This is a genomic window from Nocardioides stalactiti, assembly GCF_014180715.1.
Lineage (GTDB): Bacteria > Actinomycetota > Actinomycetes > Propionibacteriales > Nocardioidaceae > Nocardioides > Nocardioides stalactiti.
Map to the genome: position 1 here is coordinate 37890 of NZ_JACEFC010000004.1, position 23874 is coordinate 61763.

Sequence of the window (23874 nt, forward strand, 5' to 3'; positions counted from 1 at the left end):
CTCATCCTCCCATCAGAAGTGATGGAGCCGCCGCGCAGCCTCCGCCACTGAGCCACTCATGGACGGATAGACCGTGAAGGCCTGCGCGAGCTGGTCGGCGGTGATCGACTCCGCGACCGCCAGCGAGACCGGGTGGATGAGCTCGCTGGCACGAGGGCCGACGACGACCCCGCCGACGACGATCCCGGTGCCGGGTCGGCAGAAGAGCTTCACGAAGCCGTCGGTGACGCCCTGCATCTTGGCCCGGGCGTTGCCGCGCAGCGGCAGCAGCACGGTCTCGGCGACGATCTCGCCCGCGTCGATCGCGCGCTGCGACCAGCCGACGGTGGCGATCTCGGGAGCGGTGAAGACGTTGGACGAGACCTGCTTGAGGTCCAAAGGCGCGACCGCGTCGCCGAGGAAGTGCCACATCGCGATCCGGCCCTGCATCGCCGCGACGGACGCGAGCATGAGGACGCCGGTGCAGTCGCCGGCCGCGTACACACCGCGCGCCGAGGTCCGTGAGACCCGGTCGACCTTGATGAAGCCGCCGTCGTCGGTGATGACGCCGGCCTCCTCCAGGCCGATCCCGGCCGTGTTGGGGATCGAGCCGAGAGCCAGGATGCAGTGCGTGCCCTGGACCTCGCGGCCGTCGGTGAGCCGGACGGTCACGACGTCGCCGTCGCGGGTCACCGAGTCCATCCGCGACTGCGACAGCACGTTCATGCCGCGGCGGGTCAGGACGTCCTCCAGGACCTGGGCGGCGTCGGCATCCTCACCGGGCAGCACCCGGTCGCGCGAGGAGACCAGGGTGACGGGGATGCCGAGGGCGAGGTAGGCGCTGGCGAACTCGGCGCCGGTCACGCCGGAGCCGACGACGATCATCGACTCGGGCGTCTCCTGGAGGTCGTAGACCTGCTCCCAGGTGAGGATCCGGTCGCCGTCGGGCATCGCCGTCGGCAGGGTGCGGGGAGCGGCGCCGGTGGCGACCAGCACGGCGTCGGCCTCGATCGTCTCGGAGCCGCCGTCGAGCAGGTCGGCGACCACCGTGCCGGTGCCCGCGAGCCGCCCGCGGCCACGGACGACGCGGACGCCGGCCTCCTCGAGCCGCCGCGCGATGTCGTCGGACTGCTCGAGCGCCAGGGCCTTGACCCGGGCGTTGACCTTCGCGAGGTCGACGGTCGGTGCGTCGCTGAGGATCCCCAGCTCCCCCGCCGCCGCGTACTCGGTCATCGCCTCCGCGGTCGCGATGAGCGTCTTGCTCGGCACGCAGTCGGTGAGGACCGCCGAGCCGCCGAGCCCGTCGGTGTCGACGACGACCACCTCGGCGCCGAGCTGGGCGGCGACGAGCGCCGACTCGTAGCCGCCCGGCCCACCGCCGATGATGACGACGCGGGACGCTGGGGTCGACATGGTGGTCAGCCTGCGATCAGAGGTTGATCATGTGGCCGGCGATGCCGTGGATGGCTTCCTTGACCGCTTCGGTGAGGGTCGGGTGGGCGAACACGTTGCGGCCGACCTCGTCGGCGGTCAGGTCCCACTTCTGGGCCAGCGTGAGCGCGGGCAGGAGCTCGGTGACGTCGGGGCCGATCATGTGGGCGCCGAGGATCTCGTTGTGCTCGGCGTCGGCGACGATCTTGACGAAGCCGACGGCCTCGCCGAGGCCCTGCGCCTTGCCGTTGGCGGAGAACGGGAACGAGGCCGTCTTGACGTCGTAGCCCTTGTCCTTGGCCTGCTGCTCGCTGTAGCCGAAGGAGCCGATCTGCGGCGAGCAGTACGTCGCGCGCGGGACGAAGTCGTACTCGACCGGCATCGTCTCGGCACCGGCGAGGGTCTCGGCCGCGACGATCCCCATCGCCTCGGCGACGTGCGCGAGCATCATCTTGCCGGTGACGTCGCCGATGGCGAAGACGCCGTCGACGTTGGTCCGGCAGTACTCGTCGATCGCGATGGCGCCGCGGTCGGTGAGCTGCACGCCGGCGGCCTCGAGCCCGTAGCCCTCGACCCGCGGGGCGAAGCCGAACGCGGCCAGGAACTTGTCGGCCTCGAGCACCTGCTCCTCGCCGCCGGCCGCCGGGGCGACGGTGACCTTGACCCCGGACCCGGTGTCCTCGACGGACTTCACCGCGGTCGAGGTGAGGATCTTGACGCCCAGCTTCTTGTAGTGCTTGAGGAGCTCCTTGGAGACGTCGGCGTCCTCGGTCGGCACGATCCGGTCGAGGAACTCGACGATCGTCACGTCGACACCGAAGTTCTTGAGCACGTAGGCGAACTCGACACCGATCGCGCCGGAGCCGCCGATGATCATCGAGCCGGGGAGGTTCTCGTCGAGGATCTGCTCCTCGTAGGTCACGACGTTGTCGCTGAGCGTCACGCCGGGGACGAGCCGGACCTGCGCGCCGGCGGCGACGATCAGGTTGTCGCACGTGTAGGACGTGACCGAGCCGTCGTCCGCCTCGACGTCGACCGCCTTCGGGCCGGTGAGGGTGCCCCAGCCGTCGATCTCGGTGATCTTGTTCTTCTTCATCAGGTAGTGGACGCCCTTGACGATGCCGGCACTCACCTGGCGCGACCGCGCGTGCGTCGGGCCGAACGCCATCGTCGCGTCGCCCTCGATGCCGTACTTCGCCTTCTCGTGCTGGAGCGTGTGCGCCAGCTCGGCGTTCTTGAGCAGCGCCTTGGACGGGATGCACCCGACGTTGAGACACACGCCGCCCCAGTACTTCTTCTCGATGACAGCCACGGACTTGCCGAGCTGGGACGCGCGGATGGCGGCGACGTAGCCACCAGGGCCGGCACCGAGGACGAGGACATCGAAGTGCGTGGTCACGGACGCCAGCCTAGTGTCCGGGGCCGTGCCTCCCGCTAGGGGCCACAGCTGGGGACTAGCCTTCCTCCTCGTGACCACGTACGCCGCCTACGGGACCAACCTGGACCCTGCCCGGATGAGCGAGCGTTGCCCCCACTCCCCGCTCCAGACGACCGGCTGGCTCACCGGCTGGCGACTCACCTTCGGCGGCGAGGAGCACGGCTGGGACGGGTCGCTCGCGACGATCGTCCAGGACCCGTTCGAGCAGGTCTACGTGGCGCTGTACGACGTCAGCCCGCAGGACGAGCAGGCCCTCGACCAGTGGGAGTCCGCCGACTCGGGGCTCTATCGACGCACCAAGGTCCGGATCGCGACCCTCACCGGGTCGGTCGTCGCGTGGACCTACGTGCTCGACGCCCACGAGGGCGGCCTGCCGTCGGCGTCGTACCTCGGCGTGCTCGCCAACGCCGCCGAGGCGGCCGACGCACCGGACGACTACGTCGCCGGCCTGCGCTCCCGGCCGTGCCGCTCCACCGGACTGTAGGTCAGTTGACCTGGACTGCGTGACCCGCGAGGGTCACGTGCGTTGACCAAGGGTGAGCCCACGTCTTGCCACCCGTCTCGTCACGGCCGGCTGCGCTGCTGCAGCCGCGATCGCCGCCTTCGTCGTGCCGACCTCGGTCGCGCCCGCGGCGCCGACCCCCGCCCCGCTGACGGCGGCGGACCTCGCCCCGCTCCCCGGCGCGGTCGCGCCGAGCGCCGAAGGACTGCGCGACGTGATGTGGGTCGGCAACAACTGGGACGGCACCGCGAGCGTCGTCGACGCCCACAGCTTCGACGTCCTCCGACGCGGGGTGAACCTCATCCCCGACAAGCGCCAGGAGATGAACACGATCCTGGCCAACCCGCTGAGCCTCGCGCTCTTCCTCGCGATCCGGGTCGGTCCCGGCGAGGGCCACGACCAGTACGTCGACGACATGTTCACCACCCGCGACGGCAGGTTCCTGGCCGTGTCGCGGCCGAGCTTCGCCGACGTGGTCTGGATCGACATCCGCAAGGCCACCCTGGGGCTCCCCGGGGCGATCGTGCGCGAGCAGCAGATGGACGGCTTCCGCACCGACCACATGGGCCTGTCCCCCAACGGCCTGCGGCTGCTCGTCTCCGACTCCACCTCGCGCCAGGTCATCGAGTACGCGATGGTCGACCAGACCCTCGCCGGCGGCCGCGTCCTCAAGATGGGCGACCGGATCCGCACCTTCCCCTCGGGCGAGACCCCGCACGAGAGCAACTACACCAAGTTCGGCGCCCAGATCTTCCACGCCTCGATCGGTCGCGTCTACACGCCCGGCGACGGCACCGAGGCGCTCGACGCGCTCTTCGACCCGATCGGCGACCCGGTCAAGGGCGACCGCTGGTTCCAGATCGTGCGCACGGGCGACTTCAAGATCCTCAAGCGGTGGGAGATCGGCCACGAGCTCGAGGAGGCCGGCTTCCCGCACATGAGCAGCGCCGTCCGCCCGATGGCGATCGCGCCCGGCTCCCGCTACGTCTACTTCCAGGTCTCGTTCTTCCACGGCTACGTCAAGTTCGACACCCAGGCTCCCGACCTCAACGGCACCACCGACTACACCCTCGAGGGCGAGCCGGAGCCGACCACCGGCCGGGTGCTCGGGATCGTCAACCTGGAGAACCGGGTGCCGACCATGCCGCGCGACCTCTACGTCAACGACTCCGCGCACCACGGCCTGTCGATCAACGCGAAGGGGACGACCCTCTGCGTCGCCGGGACCATGGACGACTACGCCGCCCTGGTCAACGTGCGGACAGGCCGTCCGCGCTACTACGACGAGCGCACGACCGGTCACGACTACGGCAAGCCGTACTGGACGACCGAGGGCCTCGGCGACACCTGCTGGATCTCGCTCAGCGAGTCCGACGCCGTCGCGGTGCTCGACACCAACACCGGCGAGGAGCTCGCCTACCGCCAGGTCGGCAACCACCCGCAGCGGGTCCGCCACGGCTACGTGACCGAGGCCCTGATCGCCGAGTGGTGAGCGCATAGGGTGTCCGGGTGACCGACCCCACGCCCTACGAACTCGCCCAGCAGGCGGCCGCCCGGCTCGCCGAACTCACCGGTGTCGCCCGGCACGACCTCGCGCTGGTGCTCGGCTCCGGCTGGCTCCCCGCAGCCGAGATGCTCGGCGAGACGACGGCCGAGATCGAGACCACCGACCTGCCCGGCTTCAGCGCCGCGGCCGTCGCCGGCCACTCCGGCAAGATCCGCTCGGTGCGGGTCGGTGACCAGCAGGCGCTGGTGTTCCTCAGTCGCACCCACTACTACGAGGGCAAGGGCGTCGCAGCCGTCGTCCACGGCGTCCGTACGGCGGCCGCGGCCGGCTGCCGCGCGATCGTGCTCACCAACGGCTGCGGCGGGCTCAAGGAGACGTGGACGCCGGGCACGCCCGTGCTCATCAGCGACCACATCAACCTGACCGGCCAGTCCCCCATCGTCGGCGCGAACTTCGTCGACCTCACCGATCTCTACTCCGCCCGGCTGCGGGCGGCCTGCCGCGAGGTCGACCCGACCCTCGACGAGGGCGTCTACGTCCAGTTCCCCGGGCCGCACTACGAGACGCCCGCCGAGATCGGCATGGTGCGCGCGATCGGCGGTCACCTCGCCGGCATGAGCACCACCCTCGAGGCCATCGCCGCCCGCGAGGCCGGCATGGAGATCCTCGGCATCAGCCTGGTGACCAACCTGGCCGCCGGCATGAGCGGCGAGCCGCTCGACCACGCCGAGGTGCTCGAGGCCGGCCGTTCGGCCGCCACCCGGATGGGCGAGCTGCTCACCCGGATCGTCCCGAAGATCTAGTTCCCGTCGAGGGGAGGCAGCCGGCCGAAGACCCGGTTGCAGTCGTCGCCGGCGCAGCGGGCCAGGATCTTCGTCCGTCGGGCCAGCTCCTCGCGGACCACGCTGTACTCCGGGTCGCGGAACCGGTTGGTGAGCGCCCAGGGGTCGCGCTGCCGGTCGAAGAGGATGCCGTTGCGCGGGTTGCCGGCGCGGTAGCCGAACAGGTAGCGGCTGGTCGTGACGCCGCGGTAGTCCCACCCGGGGGTGCTGTCCGCGACCGTGTCCCCGGTCTGGACGAGGATCGTGTCGCGCTCGGCCCGCCGCTTGTCGCGCAGCCGCTCGATGCTGATGCCGTCGATCGGGTGACCGGGTGCCGCGCCCGCCCAGTCGACGAACGTCGCCACCAGGTCCACGAGGGTCACGGGCGTCTCGTCGACGGTGCCCGCCTCGAACCCGGGGCCCCGGATCACGAGCGGCACGTCCAGGATCTCGTCGTACAGGTAGTTCTTGCCCGACACCCGGTGCTCCCCGAGCGCGTAGCCGTTGTCGGAGGTGAACACCAGGTAGGTGTTGTCGAGCTCGCCGGCATCGTCGAGCTGCTCGACGAGGGCCGCGACGGCGTCGTCCACCGACCGCAGGGAGCGGACCCGGGCGCGGAAGAGGTTCTCGATCCGGGTCCGGTTGGCCTTGCGGAACTGGAGGCCCGGCGGCAGGTCGCTGACGTCGCCCTCGTTGAACGAGGGGGCGTCGAACGACGGCGGACGCAGGTCGCGGGCCACGTCCCCGTACTTCTTCTCCCAGCGCGGGAGGTGCGGCTGGGAGAGCGTCACGTGGGGTGCGATGTGGTTGATGACGGTGAAGAACGGTGCCGAGCGGTCCGAGAAACGGTCGATGGCGTCCCCGGACCGGTCGGTCATCGTGGTCGTGACGTACTCCCCGTGCACCCGGTCGCCGTCGGCGAACCGGGCGTGCAGGTAGGAGTAGATCCCGCGGATCTGCGCGTCCCAGATCGACCATCCCCGCGGCTCCACCCGCGGCCGCATGTTCTCGTACCCGTTGAGGTACTTGCCGTGGTACGACGTCTGGTATCCGGCGACCTGGAGCCACCAGCCGACGTTGCCGTCCACGTCGTTCAGCGCCTTGATGCCGCCCCACGAGCCGGTGTTGTGCTTGACCCCGTTGTTCTGGCCGTACTGCCCCGAGACCAGCTCGGCGCGGGCCGGGCAGCACATCGGGTGCGGGGAGATCGCGTTGCTGAAGCGGACGCCCTCCTCGACCAGGAGCTTGCGGGTCTGGGGCAGGTAGCGCAGCTCGTCGGCGCGCATGTCGTCGGTGAGGATGAGGACGATGTTGGGTGCCCCGGGGGCAGCGGTCGTCCGGTCCGACAGGGACGCGCTCGGGTCACGGGCGCTCGCGAGCGCGCTCGTCACCACCGCGACGGCCACGATCACGGCCGCCGCGATCAGTGTCCGTGTCCGCGTCACGTCTTGAAATTAGTCGAGAACCGAAGGGTTCCCGGGACGTTCTCGGAACTGGCTGCCTCGGTCCTCGCGAATCCAGATCGGATCGGTCGTCGCGACGCCCTCGGCGACCAGCTCGCGCTTGAGGACCTTGTTGGTCGCCGTGCTCGGCAACGCGCCCGCGATCCGCACGACGCGCGGCCAGCCCTTGGGCGACAGGTCGGGCTGCGCGGCGAGGAACGCCTCCAGCTCGACCGGCGTCAGCGACGCCCCGTCGCGGAGGACGAGGGCGGCCATCACCTGGTCGCCCACCTGCGGGTCGGGCACGCCGTACACGGCCACCTGACTGATCGCCTCATGGCGCAGCAGGAGCCGCTCGATCGGCGCAGCGGCGAGGTTCTCCCCGTCGACGCGCAGCCAGTCCGAGGTCCGGCCGGCGAGGTGGACGAAGCCCTCGGCGTCCCGGTAGGCGAGGTCGCCCGACCAGTACATGCCGCCGGCCATCCGCTCCTGGGTCGCCTCGTCGTCGTTGTAGTAGCCCGCGAAGAAGCCGGCGCCGGTCGTGTTGACGAGCTCGCCGACGCACGCATCGAGGTTGGTCACCCGGCCGGTGTCGTCGACGACCGCGCGCGGGCACTCCTGACCCGTCTCGCGGTCGAAGACCGCGACGCCGTCGGCCGGCCGCCCGATGGATCCCGGCGGCGTCTCGGGCACCCGGGTCACGACGACGGCGTTCTCCGTCGAGCCGAAGCCGTCGGCCACGGTGCACGCGAAGCGGCGTCCGAACTCGGCGATGTCGCGGTCGGACGCCTCGTTGCCGAACGCGACCCGCAGCGGGTTGTCCGCGTCGTCGGGCTGCTCGGGCGTGGCCAGGACGTAGGCCAGCGGCTTGCCGACGTAGTTGAGGTACGTCGCGCCGAAGCGCCGCACGTCGGCGAGGAAGCCGCTGGCGCTGAAGCGCCGTGCGAGCGCCAGGGTCGCGCCGGCCGCCGCGGCGGGCGCCAGGCCGGCGGCGATCGCGTTGCTGTGGAACAGCGGCATCGAGCAGTAGCAGACGTCGTCGCCGGTCAGCCCGAAGCGGTCGACCAGCATGGTCCCCGCGAAGACCGGCATCCGGTGCGTGAGACGCACCGCCTTCGGGTCGCCGCTGGTCCCCGACGTGAAGATGAGCATGAACGTGTCGGCCTCGCTCGTGCTCGGGAAGCCGTCGGTCGTGCGCGGCGCGGCCAGCACCTGCTCGGCCCAGCCCGCGCTCCCGGTGTCGACCACCGGGATCCCGTCGAGGTCGAGGTCGGCGAGGAGCGGCGCGTGCTCCGCGTCGGTGAGGACCACCTGGCAGTCGGCCTTGCGGATGTCGGCGGCGAGCGCAGCGCCGCGGCGGGTGGCGTTGATCCCCGCCGTGACGTGGCCACCGACGGCGCCGGCGGCGATGAGCATCGCCATCTCTGCGGAGTTGCCCATCAGCACGCCGACGTGCGGCGGTCGCTCCGGGGCGAGCATCGCGGCCAGGACGTGGGCACGGGCTGCCGCCTCGGCGACGTACTCCTGCCAGGTCCAGGTCCGGTCCTCGAACGCCAGGCCGGGGGCCTGGCTGGTGGCGTGGGCGAGCAGCAGGTCGCGCACGGTCGCGGGGGCGGGCACCGGGTCAGCCTGCCAGGCGCTCCCGGAGGCCGTGCTCGCAGCCTCGCATCATCCGGTCGTGGTTCCAGCGCAGCAGCGGGCGCCCGACGACCGAGGCGGCCGCCAACGCTCCGCCGACCGCGACCTCCTGCGCGAACTCCGTGCGGGTCCCGCCCTCGGCCGGGCTCAACGTCCAGCGCACCCAGCCGTCGAGGTCACCGCTCACCGCGACCTCCAGCACCGGCGCCTCGCGGGAGACGGCGTCGAGCACCAGGTCGAGCGTGTAGGGCAGCGCGGAGCGGCACAGCACCCGCGCCGTGTCCGGCCCCATCTTCGCGACCGCGCGCACCTGCGGCCACCACTGCGGGTAGTGCTCGAGGTCGACCACCGCAGCGGCGACGTCGGCCATCGGCGCCGGGGTCACCCACGAGGCCGAGAACGAGTACGACGCCCGCACTAGCAGCCGGGGGTGGTCGAGCCCTTGGTCAGCTTGGCGCCGGCCGGCGGCCGGGTGCCGCGGGTCAGGTCGTAGGCCCGCACCCAGTCGATCTTGGCGACCGAGGCGTTGAGGTTGGTGGTCCCCTTGCCGACGACACTCATCCGGACGGTCATCGGCACCTTCGGCACGGCTGCGGTGTCACCCAACGAGGCCACCGCCTTGCCGTTGACGAACCAGGTGATCCGTCGGCGGGTGATCTGGACGCCGTAGAGGCGGCCGTCCGTGTCACCGCGGCCGTAGCCGGTGAGGGTCTTGGTCCACGAGGTCGCCCCGGCGGTCACGCCGACGGTGATGTTGCCGCTGCCGATCTCGCTGCGGCCGATGGTGATCGCCCACTTGCCGCAGTCGGCCGGATCGGCGGGGATGAGCTCGGCGGCGAAGGTGAAGCTGCCGTACTTGGTCTCGAGCTCCTGGCTGCGCTCCCGCAGCTCCCAGCGGCCGCGGTTCTGCGGCTGCTCCTCCAGCGTCAGGGTCGTGTTGCCGAAGTCCGGGTCCTCGCTGCCGGTCTTGTAGCGACCGGTGTGGAACTCGATGCCGCCGCCGTACTTCACGGCGCGGCCGGTGCCGGTGCTGTGGTCGATCCACTTGCCGGCGCCGATGTCGGAGCCGCGGTAGGGCGGACTGTCGAGGGACTCGCCGAACTCCCAGGCGAAGTCCCAGAGCATGACGCCCCAGTCGTAGGTCTGGGCGGCGGTCGTGCCGTCGCCGGCGCGGGCGACCGTTGCGGACTCCGCGGACGGGGCCTCGGCGGTGCCGGGGGCCAGCGTGGCCGGACCGACCACGAGCGCGGTGACGAGCGCGACGACCCGGGTCGCGACGCTGAGCGACAGGCGCTTCATCGGACCTCACCCCGCTTCGGGTTGGGCATCAGCTCGGTCACGCGTTGGGCGTCGGAGATCAAGGAGTACACCCCGTCGCTGGTGCGGGTGTAGACGGCGTACTTGTAGGTGCTGCCCGGAAAGACCGAGGTGTCGTTGTACTGGGTCGCCGCACCCGACAGCGTCGCGACGATGTTCGCCGGCTTCGCAGCCGTCGGTGCGGGCGCACCGCTCCCGGACGTGCGGGCGATGACCACGTTGCTGCGGTCACCGGTCGGGTCGGCCGGCACGTTCCAGGTCAGCAGGTTGGAGTAGCCGTCGCCGGCGGGCGTCGCGTCGAGCGCCCGGACGGGCTGCGGCCGGTCGACGACCTTGAGGTAGTACGGGAGGGACGGCATCCAGCCGACGGTGTCGCCGTTCTTGACCCAGTTCTCCAGCACCACGCGATAGACATCGGTGCCGAGAGCACCCGGCGTCCGGGGGTCGAACCGGAACGTGCCGTCGGCGAGCAGGTTGCCGGACACCACGAACTGCCAGTTGAAGCCGCCGTCCCGCTGCTCGAGGGTGACCTTGCGACCGGGGAGCGCCGGCTTCGTCTCGCCCCGGGCGCCGCTCACGGTGTCGACGCGGAGCCGGTAGGCCTCGCCGCGGACCGCGATCCCGCGCGGCAGCGGGACGTCGACGGTGATCGTCTCCTGGAGGTCGACCTCGGCGTCCTGGTGCTTGCTCTTGAAGAGGTGAGCCTCGGTGGCCGCGGCGCCCCGGACGGCAGCGACGCGGAAGTAGACCTCGTTCATCGCCGGCGCGGGGAAGGTGAACCGGAAGGAACCGTCCGCGGCGGTCGAGAACGTCGCCGTCTCGCCCTTGTTGGGTCCCGGACGGGGGTCGGGGACGTCAGCCCACGGCGATCCCAGCTTGCCGGTGCGCTGGAGCTTCACCTTCTGGGGACCGGAGCCGATGTCGCCGGAGAAGACGATCGACTGGCCCCCGTACGAACCGGCGCCCGGCGTGACGTTGAGCGCGGGCGCGGCGCGCTCGGCCCCCGTGCTGCTCGACGGCATGACGAACAGCGCGGCGACCACGGAGATCACCGGCAACCAGCAAAGGACAGCGGTCTTCGGGCCGCGTCTGGACATCGTGCTCACCTCACCCGGCACGTTAGGTCGGAAATAGGGATCCCGCTGGGTTTCGACGGAACTGGGACGACCGACCTGACAAGCACGACGCTACCGTGCCTCCATGAGCACACCCGACGTCGACGTCCTGCTCACGCGCGCCCGCGCCTGGATGGCCGAGGACCCGGACGCGGCGACGCAGTCCGAGCTCGCCGTCCTGGTCGCCCGGGTCGAGGCGGGCGGAGACCTCGAGGCGGACGCCGATCTCGCCGATCGGTTCCGCGGCACCCTGGAGTTCGGTACGGCGGGCCTCCGCGGCGCGCTCGGGGCCGGCCCCAACCGGATGAACCGCATCGTCGTCATCCGGGCGGCCGCCGGGCTGGCCGCCTACCTGCGCGACAACGGGGCCGGGCCGGGCAGCACCGTGGTCATCGGCTACGACGCGCGCCACAACTCCGACGTCTTCGCCCAGGACACCGCCGAGGTGATGGCGGGCGCCGGGCTCACCCCGCTGCTCCTCCCCCGTCCGCTGCCGACGCCGCTCCTCGCCTTCGCGATCCGTGAGCTCGGGTGCGTCGCCGGGGTGATGGTGACCGCGAGCCACAACCCGCCGCAGGACAACGGCTACAAGGTCTATCTCGGCGACGGCAGCCAGATCGTGCCGCCCGCGGACGCCGAGATCGCTGCCCGGATCGAGGCGGTCGGCTCGATGGCGTCCGTCGCCCGCGTGCCGATCGAGACCACCAAGGGCCGGGTCCTCGGCGACGAGGTGGTCGACACCTACCTCGACACCGTCGCCGCGCTCGCGGCCGACGGGCCGCGTGATCTCGCGACGGTCTACACGCCGTTGCACGGCGTCGGCGGGACGTCGGTCGTGCAGGTGCTCGAGACCGCAGGCTTCTCCTCGCCTCAGGTGGTCGCCGCCCAGGAGCAGCCCGACGCCGACTTCCCGACGGTGACCTTCCCCAATCCCGAGGAGCCCGGCGCCATGGACCTGGCGATGGCGCTCGCCCGCGAGACCGACGCCGACCTGGTCGTCGCCAACGACCCCGACGCCGACCGGTGCGCCGCCGCCGTACCGGGGCGCGACGGCTGGCGGATGCTCCGCGGCGACGAGGTCGGGGCGCTGCTCGCCTCCCACCTGCTCCGGCGCGGTCGCCAGGGGACCTACGCCACCTCGATCGTGAGCTCCTCCCTGCTCGGCAAGCAGGCCGCCGCCCACGGCCAGGAGTACGCCGAGACACTGACCGGCTTCAAGTGGATCGGCCGGCTCCCCGGGCTCGCGTTCGGCTACGAGGAGGCGCTCGGCTACTGCGTCGACCCCGAACACGTCGCCGACAAGGACGGCGTCTCGGCCCTCCTGCTGCTCTGTGAGCTCGCCGCGGAGGCCAAGGCGGCCGGTCGGACCCTGGAGGACCTGCTCGACGACATCGCGATCGAGCACGGCCTGCACGCCACCGACCAGCTGTCCGTGCGCTTCACCGACCTGGCCGAGATCGGCGCCGCGATGGCCCGGCTGCGGGAGACGCCGCCGGCCACCCTGGCCGGCCTGGCCGTCGAGCGCGCCGAGGACCTGACCGAGGGCGTCGGCGGGCTGCCCCCGACCGACGGACTGCGCTACTACCTGGCCGAGGGCGCGCGGGTCATCGTCCGTCCGAGCGGCACCGAGCCGAAGGTGAAGTGCTACCTGGAGGCGGTCGTCCCGGTCGTCGACGGCGACGTGGTCGCTGCTCGGGCGAGCGCGGCGGCGACCCTCGCCGCGATGAAGACGGACATCGCAGCCGCTGCGGGGTTGTAGGGGAACCTCGGATGCGACGGAGGTGCCCCCGCTGACACGCTGGACCCTCACCTCCGCTCCAGCTCCCAGGGGTTCCCACGATGCGTCGTTCCACCGTCCTCACCGCAGCGCTGATCGGCAGCGCGTTTATCGTGCCGCTCGGTGCGACCACCTCGGAGGCCGCACCGGCCCCGTCGACGGAAGCATCGCCGACCCGGGCGGTGACGCCCGGCGTGAACGGTCGGATCGCGTTCACCAGCAACCGCGACGGCAATTACGAGATCTACACGATGGAGTCCGACGGCACCGGCGACACCCGGCTCACCTTCACCAGCATCGGTGACCCTGCCCCGAGCGAGATCGACCCGTCGTACTCGCCCGACGGCGACTGGATCGTCTTCACCAGCAACCGCGAGGGCAACAACGACATCTACCTGATGCGCGCCGACGGCTCGGAGGAGACCCAGCTGACCTACGGCAACGCCGAGGACTCGATGCCGTCCTTCTCCCCCGACGGCCGGCAGATCGTGTTCATGAGCAACCGCGACGGCAACCGGGAGGTCTACCGGATGAACGTCGACGGGACCAACCAGCGTCGCCTGACGTTCCATGCCTCCCCCGACGACGAGCCGTCCTTCTCCCCGGACGGGAAGCGCGTGGTGTTCACGTCCTACCGCGACGGCAGCGGCGACATCTACACGATGGGCACCGACGGGTCGGGCCCGACCCGGCTGACGAACGTGCTCGCCCACGACGTCAACCCGTCGTACTCGCCCGATGGTCAGCGGATCCTCTTCGCCAGCGGACGTGACGGCAACTTCGAGATCTACTCGATGCTCACCGACGGAAGCAGCCTCGTCCGGCTGACCAACAACCCCGCCACCGAGTCCCAGCCGACCTGGTCCCCCGACGGCAGCCGGATCGCGTTCACCAGCAACCGGGACGGCGACACTGAGATCTTCCGCGCCCTGGCGAGCGGCACCGGGCAGACCCAGGTGACGTTCACCAGCGGCGTCGACACCTTCCCGTCGTGGGGGCCGGCCTACACCGAGTGCCAGGGACTGGCCGCGACCATCACCGGCACGGCCGGCCCCGACCACCTCTACGGCACGCCCGGGCCCGACGTGATCGCCGGCCTCGGCGGCGAAGACGTGATCCGCGGTGCCGACGGTGCCGACGTCATCTGCGGCGGCGCCGGGATCGACTCGATGGTCTACGACGACCACGACGCCCCCGTGACCGCCGACCTGACCGGCGGCACCGGCGACGACGGCTCCGACGAGGACGGCCCGCTGGGTGCGAGGGACTCCATCGGGAAGGACGTCGAGAACCTGTACGGCGGCACCGGCGACGACGTGCTGCTGGGCAACAGCGGCGCCAACCTCGTGTCCGGCGTCGAGGGCGACGACCACGTCATCGGCGGACCGGGCCTCGATGTCCTGTACGGCGGCACCGGGGAGGACGTCATGCGGGGCGACGAGGGCGGGGACTACTTCGAGGGCGGCAGCAGCGACGACGTGCTGCGCGGCGGCGAGGGTCCCGACGCCCTCACGGGCGGGTTCGGCGACGACCGGCTCGTCGGCGGCGAGGACGGCGACTTCCTCGAGGGCGGCAACGGGGGCGACGACCTCGTCGGCGGCGCGGGCGTCGACACCGTCGACTACACCACCCGGACCGGCACCGTCCTGGCCTCGATCGGCGCCGGGGCCGGTGACGACGGCAGCTCGCTCGACGGGCCTGACGGGGAGCGCGACACGATCCGCGGGTCGGTAGAGAACCTGATCGGTGGGAGCGGGGCCGACACTCTGACCGGCAGCGGCGCCGCCAACACCCTGACCGGTGGCCCCGGCGCGGACACCCTGCTCGGCCTTGCCGGCACCGACCTCCTCGTCGCGAACGACGGCGTCAAGGACACCAAGATCGACTGTGGGGCCGACAACGACTTCCCGGCCCAGCGCGACACGGTCGACCCGGCAGCCGCCAGCTGCACGGGGGCGAGCGCCTGAGGGTGCTCGCTCGGGAACAGAGGGGATTCCCCGATGCCCGAGATCCCTCGTATGTGACAGTTTCAAAGCACTCGAATCTCGGTCGAGCACCCTTTCCACTGCTGTTCCCACCGCTCCCGGGGGTTTCCTGATGCGTCGTACGACGGTCCTGTCCACTGCTCTGCTGTCCACCGCGTTCTTCCTGCCGGTCGGCCCACCGTCCGCGGCGGCTCCGGCGCCGGCCCGGGCACCCCAGGCCGCGGTGAACCCGGGCACCAACGGCCAGATCGCGTTCGTCTCCGACCGGGACGGCGACGCCGAGATCTACGTGATGGATGCGGGCGGCACCAACCAGACCCGGCTCACCTTCACCCCGGGTGACCCGGGAGCATCCGACCGACAGCCGTCCTTCTCCCCCGACGGCCAGCGGATCGCGTTCACCAGCAACCGCGACGGCGACGACGAGATCTGGGTGATGGACGCCGACGGCAGCAACCAGACCCAGCTCACGTACAACGACGCGGCCGACACCGAGGCGTCGTGGTCGCCGGACGGCCAGCACCTGCTCTTCACGAGCATGCGCGGCGGCAACGAGGACGTCTACCGGATGCGCGCCGACGGCTACGGGTCGACGGTGCGGCTGACCAACAACGGGACGTTCGACGACGAGAGCGCGACCTACACCCCCGATGGCCAGAGCATCGTGTTCAGCAGCTCCCGCAACGGCCTCGACGAGATCTACCGGATGGACGCCGACGGGACCAACGTCGTCCGTCTCACCAACAACGGCGCCTTCGACCTCAACCCCGGTGTCGCCGGCGACGGGGGGCTCATCGCCTTCAGCAGCACCCGGGACGCCGGTGGCGGCGTGGAGATCTATCGGATGTCCTCGACCGGCACCGGACAGACCCGGCTCACCAACAACCCGGCGTACGACGACCACCCCGCCTTCTCGCCCGACGGCACCGCGATCGTGTTCACCTCGATGCGCGACGGCAACCGCGAGATCTACCGGGTCGCTCCCACGGGGGGTGCCGCGACCCGGCTGACCACCAACGCCGCCGACGACGAGGACCCGAGCTGGGGCCCGACGTACGTCGAGTGCCAGGGACTCCCCGCGACGATCAGCGGCACGGACGGGCCGGACGTGCTCTACGGCACGCCCGGCCCGGACGTGATCGCAGGGCTCGGCGACGACGACTACATCGACGGCCGCGGCGGCGCCGACGTCATCTGCGGCGGAGCCGGGGACGACGTCGTCTCCTACGAGGAGCACGAGGCGGCCGTGACCGCCAACCTGACCGGCGGGGTCGGCGACGACGGCTCGGCCGAGGACGGCCCGATCGGCGCCCGCGACAGCATCGGCAAGGACGTCGAGCACCTGTACGGCGGCAACGGCGACGACGACCTGACCGGGAGCTCGTACGACAACGACCTCGTCGGCGGCCCCGGCGACGACCGTCTGGCGGGCGGGCTGGGCCAGGACACCATCACCGGCAACAGCGGCGACGACGTCCTCAAGGGCGGCGACGACGAGGACAACGTCAACGGCGGCAGCGGCAACGACACCGTCGAGGGCGGCGAGGACGACGACATCGTCATCGGTGGGACGGGTGACGACATCGTGCGCGGCCGGGAGGGCGAGGACAACCTCGACGGTGGCCGGGGCGACGACAGCGTCGCCGGAGGCGAGGACGACGACACGCTTCGCGGCGACTGGGGCGCGGACTTCATCGTCGGCGGTCAGGGCGTCGACACGATGACCTACCTGGGCACCCACCAGTTCGTCACCGCCTCGATCGGCGCCGGCTCCGGCGACGACGGCAACAAGTTCGACGGGCCCGCCGGCGACCGCGACACGATCACGAACTCGGTGGAGAACCTGATCGGCACCGTCAGCGACGACACCCTCACCGGCAACAACGAGAACAACGTCATCGAGGGCAAGACCGGCAAGGACACCCTGCTGGGCCTCGGCGGCACCGACCTGCTGGTCGCGAACGACGGCCAGAAGGACGTCAAGATCGACTGCGGCGCCGACAACGACTACCCCGCCCAGCGCGACGCGATCGACCCGGCGGCCGCCAGCTGCACCGGGGCCACCCCGCCGGCCGCGCGCACCCACCGCTGAGAGGCACCGCCATGCGCACGCTTTTCCCTGCTCGGTCTCGGCGGGACCGGGCGGTAACGCGTCAGAGGGCCAGGGTCACCGCGAGCGCGACGCCGAGCACGGCGAGCAGCGCGAGCTCGACACGGGCGGGAGTGCGCCGTACCTGCTCGGCCAGGGCCGCCTGCTCGGCGGAGTCGGGTCGGACGCCCTGGCGGTCGCGGGCGGACACCGCGAGGCTGCGGAGACGGGCCTCGACGATGGCGCCGTAGGACTTGTCGAACGTCGCGTCGCCCTTGCGGTCGTCGCGGACCCCCTGCCGGTGGGAGCGGCTGACACCGACCGTCGTGAAGCTCTGGCCGCCGACCTGCACCGACAGCCACTGCCGGACGACGACGTCCTCGACCGCCGCGAGGGGCACGGTGACGTCGCTGAAGGATCCGTGGAGGTGGAGGTCGTCGCCGTTGACGACGACCCGCGGCCGGATCATCGTCGCCCAGAACAACAGCCCCAGCAGACCGCACACCGGATAGACCGCCGGGTGGTAGTCGCCGCCCGCTCCGGTGACCCCCAACAGCGCGACCAGCACCACGACGGCCAACCCGAGACCGCCGATGATCCGGCTGCCCACGGCACTGAACCGCTCGATCTCCTGCCCAGCCACATTTCTCCTTCAAGGGTTCCGCCTGGAGGTTCCCTCCGACGGTTGCCGTCTGGCGACGCCACGACCCTATGCTGGGTCAATGCCACCCACTGTCTCCACGGAACCGAATCAGGGCCGGAACCAGGGGTCGTCACCGGGGCTGTCGGCGTACGCCGACGTCACCGCCAGCGAGACCTCGCTGCGACGCTTCCTCCACGGACTTCCCGGCGTCGACCAGGTCGGCGCCGAGGCGCGGGCCGCGCAGCTCGGCACCCGCTCGATCAAGACCACGGCCAAGGCGCACGCCCTGGACCTGGCGATCCGGATGGTCGACCTGACGACCCTGGAGGGCCAGGACACCCCCGGCAAGGTCCGGGCGCTCGCCAACAAGGCGCTGCGGCCCGACCCGTCCGACCCGACCTGCCCGTCGGTCGCCGCGGTCTGCGTCTACGGCGACATGGTCGGCGAGGTGAAGAGCGTCGTCGGTGACCGGGTCAACGTGGCCGCCGTGGCGACCGCCTTCCCGAGCGGCCGCGCGGCGATGGACATCAAGCTCGCCGACACCCGCGACGCCGTCGAGGCCGGTGCCGACGAGATCGACATGGTGATCGACCGGGGCGCGTTCCTCGCCGGTCACTACCTCCAGGTCTTCGAGGAGATCGTGGCGGTGCGCGAGGCCTGCCAGCGGCCCGACGGCACCCACGCCCACCTCAAGGTGATCATGGAGACAGGTGAGCTCCAGACCTACGACAACGTACGACGCGCGTCGTGGCTCTCGATGCTCGCCGGAGGCGACTTCATCAAGACCTCGACGGGCAAGGTCCAGCCCGCGGCCACCCTCCCGGTCACCCTCATCATGCTCGAGGCGGTCCGCGACTTCCGTGAGGCCACCGGCGTCCAGATCGGCGTCAAGCCGGCCGGCGGCATCCGCACCGCCAAGGACGCCATCAAGTACCTCGTGATGGTCAACGAGGTCGCCGGCACCGACTGGCTGACCCCGGACTGGTTCCGGTTCGGTGCCTCCACCCTCCTCAACGAGCTCCTCATGCAGCGCACCAAGCTCGCCACCGGCCGCTACAGCGGTCCCGACTACTTCACCTTGGACTGAGCCATGGCCAACGACCCGAACGTCTTCGAGTACGCACCCGCCCCCGAGTCCCGCTCGATCGTCGACATCAAGCCGTCGTACGGCCTGTTCATCGACGGCGAGTTCGTCGACGGCCACGGATCGGCCTTCAAGTCGATCAACCCGGCGACCGAGGAGACCCTCGCCGAGATCGCCGAGGCCGACGACGCCGACGTCGACAAGGCGGTCAAGGCCGCCCGCAAGGCCTTCCGCACCTGGTCGCGGATGCCCGGCAAGGAGCGGTCCAAGTACCTCTACCGGATCGCGCGGATCATCCAGGAGCGCAGCCGCGAGCTGGCCGTCCTGGAGTCCATCGACAACGGCAAGCCGATCAAGGAGAGCCGCGACGTCGACGTCCCCGTCGTCGCCGCGCACTTCTTCTACTACGCCGGCTGGGCCGACAAGCTGGAGTACGCCGGCCTCGGGCCGAACCCGCAGCCGCTGGGTGTCGCCGCGCAGGTCATCCCGTGGAACTTCCCGCTGCTCATGCTCGCGTGGAAGGTCGCGCCGGCCCTCGCGTGCGGCAACACCGTCGTCCTCAAGCCCGCCGAGACCACGCCGCTGACGGCGCTGCTGTTCGCCGAGATCTGCCAGCAGGCCGACCTCCCGCCGGGCGTCGTCAACATCGTCACCGGCGCCGGCGCGACCGGACAGGCCGTGGTGTCCCACCCCGACGTCGACAAGGTCGCGTTCACCGGCTCCACCGACGTCGGCAAGGCCATCGCCCGGGCGATCGCCGGCACCGACAAGAAGGCCACCCTCGAGCTCGGCGGCAAGGCCGCCAACATCGTGTTCGACGACGCCGCCCTCGACCAGGCCGTCGAGGGCATCGTCAGCGGCATCTTCTTCAACCAGGGCCACGTGTGCTGCGCCGGCTCGCGCCTGCTCCTCCAGGAGTCGGTCGCCGACGAGGTGATGGCCAAGCTCAAGCGCCGGATGGGCACGCTGCGCGTCGGCGACCCGCTCGACAAGAACACCGACATCGGTGCCATCAACTCCGCCGAGCAGCTGGCCCGGATCCGCGCCCTCGCCGAGATCGGCGAGGACGAGGGCGCCGAGCGTTGGTCGCCGCCGTGCGAGCTGCCCAGCGCAGGCTTCTGGTTCCCGCCGACGGTCTTCACCGGCGTCTCCCAGGCCCACCGGATCGCCCGCGACGAGATCTTCGGCCCGGTCCTGTCGGTCCTGACGTTCCGCACGCCCAGCGAGGCGGTCGAGAAGGCCAACAACACGCCCTACGGCCTCTCCGCGGGGGTCTGGACCGAGAAGGGCTCCCGGATCCTGCACATGGCCGACCAGCTCCGGGCGGGCGTCGTGTGGGCCAACACGTTCAACAAGTTCGACCCGGCCAGTCCGTTCGGCGGCTACAAGGAGTCCGGCTACGGCCGCGAGGGCGGCCGGCAGGGCCTGTCCGCCTATCTGAAGGCCGACACGAAGGCAGGTGCCTGATGGCTCGGATCGACGTGCGCAAGACCTACAAGCTCTACATCGGCGGGGCCTTCCCCCGCTCGGAGTCGGGCCACTCCTACGAGGTCCAGGACAGCAAGGGGAAGTTCGTGGCCAACGCCGCCCTGGCGTCGCGCAAGGACGTCCGTGACGCGGTCGTCGCCGCCCGCAAGGCCTTCGGCGGCTGGTCGGGCCGCACGGCCTTCAACCGCGGCCAGATCCTCTATCGGATCGCCGAGGTCATGGAGGACCGCAAGCCGCAGTTCGTCCAGGCCATCCAGCAGTCCGAGGGCGGCACCGCCGCGGCCGCCGGGCGCCAGGTCGACGAGGCGATCGACCGGCTGGTCTGGTACGCCGGGTGGGCCGACAAGATCGCCCAGGTCGTCGGCAACGCCAACCCGGTCGCCGGCCCGTTCTTCAACCACTCGGCCCCCGAGCCGTCCGGCGTCATCGGCGTGCTCGCGCCGCAGTCGTCGTCGCTGCTCGGGCTGGTCAGCGTGGTCGCGCCGGTCATCGTGTCCGGCAACACGGCGGTCGTCGTGACGTCGTACTCCCGGCCGCTCCCGGCGGTCACCTTCGCCGAGGTGCTGGCGACCTCCGACGTCCCCGGCGGCGTGGTCAACCTGCTCACCGGTGACGCCGCGTCGCTCGGCCCCTGGCTGGCCGCCCACATGGACGTCAACGCGATCGACCTGGTCGGCCTCGCCGGTGACACCGACGCCACCACCGCGCTCGAGGTCGCGGCCGCGGACAACCTCAAGCGGGTCCGCCGAGCCCCGGCCGCCGAGCCCGACTGGCACGACGCTCCCACCCTGTCGACGATGACCGACTTCCTGGAGACCAAGACCGTCTGGCACCCGATCGGCGTCTAGTGGCGAAGGTGATCGTCCTTGCCGGCCCGTCCGGGTCCGGCAAGTCGCGGCTCGCGGAGCGGCTCGAGCAGCGGTACGGCTGGCCGACGCTGCGGCTCGACGACTTCTACCGCGACGGCGACGAGTCGGGCCTGCCGCGGATCGAGGACGGTGCCAACGCCGGGCTCGTCGACTGGGACCACCCCGGCACGTGGCACTGCGACGACGCCGAGGCGGCGCTGCTCGCGCTGTGCCGGACCGGGGCCACCGACGTGCCGGTCTACTCGATCTCCGAGAGCCGGCGGACCGGAGCCCAGCGGCTCGACCTCGGCGGCGCCGCCGTCTTCTGCGCGGAAGGGATCTTCGCGCCTGACGTCGTCGAGGCGTGCCGGTCCGCCGGCGTCCTCGAGGCCGCCTACTGCGTGACCCAGCACCCGGCCGTCACCTTCTGGCGTCGCCTCCACCGCGACCTGCGCGAGCACCGCAAGCCGCCGCTCGTCCTGCTGCGGCGGGGCTGGGCGCTGGCCCGCGCCCAGCGTGACGTCGTACGACGTGCCACCGCCGTCGGTTGTCGGGTCGCCACCGGGGACCGGGCGTTCGCCGAGATCACCGCCGGCCGGCCGAGCCCCCACCACGACCCGGACGACCGTGGACTGGCCCGCTGACCTGCGTCCGGCCGACCTGAAGCAGCCGGACGCCGTCTCCTGCGGAGCGACCAGCGCCGTCGTCGCCCGGATGCTCGTCGAGCCGTCGTGGCGGCCCGACGACGTCACCGCGACGATCGGCCGGGCCCACCGGCGGCTGACGTCCTCCCGCAGCGCCCGCGACCGCTTCCAGATGCCGTGGCCGCGGCGGCTCGGCACTCCCCCGTGGGCGCTTGCCGGCACCCTGACCGCGCTCACCGACCAGCGGATCGCCACGGTCAACGCGCGACCGCGGCCGGCGCTCGGCTTCGACGTGCTGGCCGAGCAGGTCCGCACCCGTCCCGTCGGGGTCTACGTCGGCAACCGGTGGCTGCCGCGACACGTGGTGCTCGCCTTCGCGGTCGCCGACGGCGGCGAGGCGGTCCGCCTGTTCGACCCCGCCCGCGGCGCGCTCGGCACCGTGCCGCGCGACCAGTGGGCCTCCCACCGGGTCGGGGTGGCCGGGTGGAGCCACCTCTGGTTCGTCGTCTGAGCGCTGCTCAGCGCCGGTCGGCGTACCAGGGCTTGATGACCTCCATGATCAGCCGGTAGCGCTCGTCGTAGGGCAGGAAGGCCGACTTCATCGCGTTGACGGTCAGCCACTCGACCTTGGGCAGGCCCCAGCCGAACGCCTCGCAGAGCAGCTGGTGCTCCTTCGTCATCGAGGTGCCGCTCATCAGCCGGTTGTCGGTGTTGACGGTGACCCGGAACCGCAGGTCGGCGAGCAGGCCGATCGGGTGCTCGGCGATCGATGCCGCTGCGCCGGTCTGGAGGTTGGACGACGGGCACATCTCGAGCGGGATCCGCTTGTCGCGCACGTAGGAGGCGAGCTTGCCGAGCCGCGCGGTCCCGTCGGCCTCGACGGTGATGTCGTCGATGATCCGGACACCGTGGCCCAGCCGGTCGGCGCCGCACCACTGCACGGCCTCCCAGATCGACGGCAGCCCGAAGGCCTCGCCGGCGTGACAGGTCGCGTGGCCGTTCTCCTGGCGCACGTAGTCGAAGGCGTCGAGGAACCGGGTGGGCGGGAAGCCAGCCTCGGGGCCGGCGATGTCGAACCCGGCGACGCCGCGGTCGCGGTTCTTGATCGCGAGCTCGGCGATCTCCAGCGACGGCGCCGCCTGGCGCATCGCCGTGAGGAGCTGTCGTACGACGATCCGGTCGCCGCTCGCCTCGACACCCTGACGGAAGCCCTCCTCCACGGCGCCGACGACCTGGTCGAGCTCGAGCCCGCGCTGGACGTGGAGCTCGGGGGCGTAGCGGATCTCGGCGTAGACGACGCCGTCGGCAGCCAGGTCCTCGACGCACTCACGCGCCACCCGGGTGAGCGCAGCCTCGGTCTGCATCACGCCGACGGTGTGCTCGAACGTCTCGAGGTAGCGCACCAGCGAGCCCGAGTCGGCTGACTCGGCGAACCACGCGCCGAGCGCGGTCGCGTCGTCGGAGGGCAGCTGGTGACCGGCCTCGGCAGCGAGCTCCACGATCGTCTCCGGCCGTAGACCACCGTCGAGGTGGTCGTGCAGGAGGACCTTGGGCGCGGACGTCAGGTCCTCGAGCGTCGGGACGCGTGTAGGTTCCATGCCCAGCATTCTTCCATCGGGTCAAATAGCGCAGAAGGAGTCGACGGATGCGGGTCTTCGAGACGTTCGAGGAGCTGGAGGCCGCCGCTGGCGAGCAGATCGGCAGCAGCGAGTGGATCACCATCGACCAGCGGCGGGTGAACCAGTTCGCCGACGCCACCGGTGACCACCAGTGGATCCACGTCGACATCGAGCGCGCCAAGGAGGGCCCGTTCGGCGGGACCATCGCGCACGGCTACCTGACCCTGGCGCTGGTGCCGTGGCTCGGCAGCCAGGTGTTCAAGCTGGCCACCCCCGGCGCCAAGCTCAACTACGGCGTCAACAAGGTCCGCTTCCCCGCGCCGCTCCTCGTCGGCTCGCGGATCCGGGTCCACGTGACGATCGCCAGCGTCACGGACCTGCCGACCGGCAAGCAGCTGACCGTCCAGCACACGATCGAGATCGAGGGCCAGGACCGGCCGGCGTGCGTCGCCGAGACCGTCGTCCTGCTGCTCCCCAACTGAGGGCTCGTCCGAGGCAACCGTGGGG

General features: G+C 71.3%; 21 protein-coding genes. 12 read left to right on the plus strand and 9 right to left on the minus strand.

Features of this window, described 5'->3' with window-relative positions:
* Window positions 1-12 precede the first annotated feature (12 nt).
* Together H0487_RS01550 and lpdA are read right to left on the minus strand one after the other, a co-directional pair.
* Entirely contained in the window at window positions 13-1392 is a 1380-nt protein-coding gene (locus H0487_RS01550; RefSeq protein WP_183092466.1) for an NAD(P)H-quinone dehydrogenase, read from the minus strand.
* Window positions 1393-1408: 16 nt separating this feature from the next.
* Window positions 1409-2809: a dihydrolipoyl dehydrogenase gene (gene lpdA / locus H0487_RS01555; RefSeq protein ID WP_183092467.1), complete on the minus strand. Its 1401-nt coding sequence runs from the start codon at window positions 2807-2809 to the stop codon at window positions 1409-1411.
* 70 nt (window positions 2810-2879) lie between these two features.
* Here lpdA and H0487_RS01560 point away from each other — a divergent pair, with 70 nt between their 5' ends.
* The 3 genes from H0487_RS01560 to H0487_RS01570 are packed head-to-tail and all read left to right on the plus strand — an operon-like array spanning window position 2880 to window position 5660.
* Window positions 2880-3332 carry a gamma-glutamylcyclotransferase family protein gene (locus H0487_RS01560; protein WP_183092468.1) on the plus strand — a complete coding sequence of 151 codons (453 nt, stop codon included), beginning with the start codon at window positions 2880-2882 and terminating at the stop codon, window positions 3330-3332.
* 52 nt (window positions 3333-3384) lie between these two features.
* The gene (locus H0487_RS01565) at window positions 3385-4842 is read left to right on the plus strand and encodes a YncE family protein (RefSeq protein ID WP_183092469.1); all 1458 of its coding nucleotides are present in this window, start codon (window positions 3385-3387) and stop codon (window positions 4840-4842) included.
* Between the two features lie 17 nt (window positions 4843-4859).
* Window positions 4860-5660: a purine-nucleoside phosphorylase gene (locus H0487_RS01570; protein ID WP_183092470.1), complete on the plus strand. Its 801-nt coding sequence runs from the start codon at window positions 4860-4862 to the stop codon at window positions 5658-5660.
* On the opposite strand, the gene H0487_RS01575 is transcribed toward H0487_RS01570, so the two are convergent.
* The 5 genes from H0487_RS01575 to H0487_RS01595 are packed head-to-tail and all read right to left on the minus strand — an operon-like array spanning window position 5657 to window position 11172.
* The gene (locus H0487_RS01575; RefSeq protein WP_183092471.1) at window positions 5657-7123 is read right to left on the minus strand and encodes a sulfatase family protein; all 1467 of its coding nucleotides are present in this window, start codon (window positions 7121-7123) and stop codon (window positions 5657-5659) included. The two genes, H0487_RS01570 and H0487_RS01575, sit on opposite strands and share 4 nt — an antisense overlap.
* A 9-nt stretch (window positions 7124-7132) precedes the next feature.
* Window positions 7133-8740, minus strand: coding sequence for a fatty-acid--CoA ligase FadD1 (gene fadD1, locus H0487_RS01580; protein WP_183092472.1), 1608 nt, complete (start codon window positions 8738-8740; stop codon window positions 7133-7135).
* Window positions 8741-8744: 4 nt separating this feature from the next.
* On the minus strand, window positions 8745-9176 hold the full coding sequence (locus H0487_RS01585) for an SRPBCC family protein (RefSeq protein WP_312855783.1): 432 nt from the start codon (window positions 9174-9176) through the stop codon (window positions 8745-8747).
* Window positions 9176-10057 carry a LamG domain-containing protein gene (locus H0487_RS01590; RefSeq protein ID WP_183092473.1) on the minus strand — a complete coding sequence of 294 codons (882 nt, stop codon included), beginning with the start codon at window positions 10055-10057 and terminating at the stop codon, window positions 9176-9178. Before H0487_RS01590 ends, H0487_RS01585 begins: the two co-directional genes overlap by 1 nt.
* Complete coding sequence (locus H0487_RS01595; RefSeq protein WP_183092474.1) at window positions 10054-11172, minus strand: hypothetical protein; 1119 nt, start codon at window positions 11170-11172, stop codon at window positions 10054-10056. Before H0487_RS01595 ends, H0487_RS01590 begins: the two co-directional genes overlap by 4 nt.
* Before the next feature lie 103 nt (window positions 11173-11275).
* Between H0487_RS01595 and H0487_RS01600 the strand changes: the two genes are divergently transcribed.
* From H0487_RS01600 to H0487_RS01610, 3 genes are all read left to right on the plus strand, one after another.
* On the plus strand, window positions 11276-12949 hold the full coding sequence (locus H0487_RS01600) for a phospho-sugar mutase (protein ID WP_183092475.1): 1674 nt from the start codon (window positions 11276-11278) through the stop codon (window positions 12947-12949).
* 80 nt (window positions 12950-13029) lie between these two features.
* Window positions 13030-14934, plus strand: coding sequence for a DPP IV N-terminal domain-containing protein (locus H0487_RS01605; RefSeq protein WP_183092476.1), 1905 nt, complete (start codon window positions 13030-13032; stop codon window positions 14932-14934).
* A gap of 130 nt (window positions 14935-15064) precedes the next feature.
* Complete coding sequence (locus H0487_RS01610) at window positions 15065-17044, plus strand: DUF5050 domain-containing protein (RefSeq protein WP_183092477.1); 1980 nt, start codon at window positions 15065-15067, stop codon at window positions 17042-17044.
* 61 nt (window positions 17045-17105) lie between these two features.
* Here H0487_RS01610 and H0487_RS01615 read toward each other — a convergent pair whose 3' ends face one another.
* The gene (locus tag H0487_RS01615) at window positions 17106-17684 is read right to left on the minus strand and encodes a hypothetical protein (protein WP_183092478.1); all 579 of its coding nucleotides are present in this window, start codon (window positions 17682-17684) and stop codon (window positions 17106-17108) included.
* A gap of 79 nt (window positions 17685-17763) precedes the next feature.
* On the opposite strand from H0487_RS01615, the gene deoC reads away from it, so the two are divergent.
* From deoC to H0487_RS01640, 5 genes are read left to right on the plus strand one after another with little or no spacing between them, the layout of a single operon-like run.
* Window positions 17764-18771, plus strand: a complete 1008-nt coding sequence (deoC, locus tag H0487_RS01620) for a deoxyribose-phosphate aldolase (protein WP_183092479.1) — start codon at window positions 17764-17766, stop codon at window positions 18769-18771.
* Between the two features lie 3 nt (window positions 18772-18774).
* On the plus strand, window positions 18775-20235 hold the full coding sequence (locus H0487_RS01625; RefSeq protein WP_183092480.1) for an aldehyde dehydrogenase family protein: 1461 nt from the start codon (window positions 18775-18777) through the stop codon (window positions 20233-20235).
* Window positions 20235-21104: an aldehyde dehydrogenase family protein gene (locus H0487_RS01630; RefSeq protein ID WP_183092481.1), complete on the plus strand. Its 870-nt coding sequence runs from the start codon at window positions 20235-20237 to the stop codon at window positions 21102-21104. Before H0487_RS01625 ends, H0487_RS01630 begins: the two co-directional genes overlap by 1 nt.
* An 8-nt stretch (window positions 21105-21112) precedes the next feature.
* Window positions 21113-21748 (plus strand): AAA family ATPase, encoded by a 636-nt coding sequence (locus H0487_RS01635; protein WP_312855784.1) that lies wholly within the window; start codon window positions 21113-21115, stop codon window positions 21746-21748.
* Entirely contained in the window at window positions 21732-22259 is a 528-nt protein-coding gene (locus H0487_RS01640) for a hypothetical protein (RefSeq protein WP_183092482.1), read from the plus strand. Before H0487_RS01635 ends, H0487_RS01640 begins: the two co-directional genes overlap by 17 nt.
* Before the next feature lie 7 nt (window positions 22260-22266).
* Here H0487_RS01640 and H0487_RS01645 read toward each other — a convergent pair whose 3' ends face one another.
* On the minus strand, window positions 22267-23346 hold the full coding sequence (locus tag H0487_RS01645; RefSeq protein WP_183092483.1) for an adenosine deaminase: 1080 nt from the start codon (window positions 23344-23346) through the stop codon (window positions 22267-22269).
* A 47-nt stretch (window positions 23347-23393) separates the two neighbouring features.
* On the opposite strand from H0487_RS01645, the gene H0487_RS01650 reads away from it, so the two are divergent.
* On the plus strand, window positions 23394-23849 hold the full coding sequence (locus H0487_RS01650) for a MaoC family dehydratase (RefSeq protein ID WP_183092484.1): 456 nt from the start codon (window positions 23394-23396) through the stop codon (window positions 23847-23849).
* Window positions 23850-23874: the final 25 nt, after the last annotated feature.

Bases quoted from the DNA above. Each gene is read 5' to 3' on its own strand.
- H0487_RS01650 (WP_183092484.1), top strand. From the start codon at position 23,394: ATGCGGGTCTTCGAGACGTTCGAGGAGCTGGAGGCCGCCGCTGGCGAG.
- H0487_RS01610 (WP_183092477.1), top strand. From the start codon at position 15,065: ATGCGTCGTACGACGGTCCTGTCCACTGCTCTGCTGTCCACCGCGTTC.
- H0487_RS01645 (WP_183092483.1), bottom strand. From the start codon at position 23,346: ATGGAACCTACACGCGTCCCGACGCTCGAGGACCTGACGTCCGCGCCC.
- H0487_RS01605 (WP_183092476.1), top strand. From the start codon at position 13,030: ATGCGTCGTTCCACCGTCCTCACCGCAGCGCTGATCGGCAGCGCGTTT.
- H0487_RS01595 (WP_183092474.1), bottom strand. From the start codon at position 11,172: ATGTCCAGACGCGGCCCGAAGACCGCTGTCCTTTGCTGGTTGCCGGTG.
- deoC (WP_183092479.1), top strand. From the start codon at position 17,764: ATGCCACCCACTGTCTCCACGGAACCGAATCAGGGCCGGAACCAGGGG.
- H0487_RS01550 (WP_183092466.1), bottom strand. From the start codon at position 1,392: ATGTCGACCCCAGCGTCCCGCGTCGTCATCATCGGCGGTGGGCCGGGC.
- H0487_RS01630 (WP_183092481.1), top strand. From the start codon at position 20,235: ATGGCTCGGATCGACGTGCGCAAGACCTACAAGCTCTACATCGGCGGG.
- H0487_RS01590 (WP_183092473.1), bottom strand. From the start codon at position 10,057: ATGAAGCGCCTGTCGCTCAGCGTCGCGACCCGGGTCGTCGCGCTCGTC.
- H0487_RS01625 (WP_183092480.1), top strand. From the start codon at position 18,775: ATGGCCAACGACCCGAACGTCTTCGAGTACGCACCCGCCCCCGAGTCC.
- H0487_RS01600 (WP_183092475.1), top strand. From the start codon at position 11,276: ATGAGCACACCCGACGTCGACGTCCTGCTCACGCGCGCCCGCGCCTGG.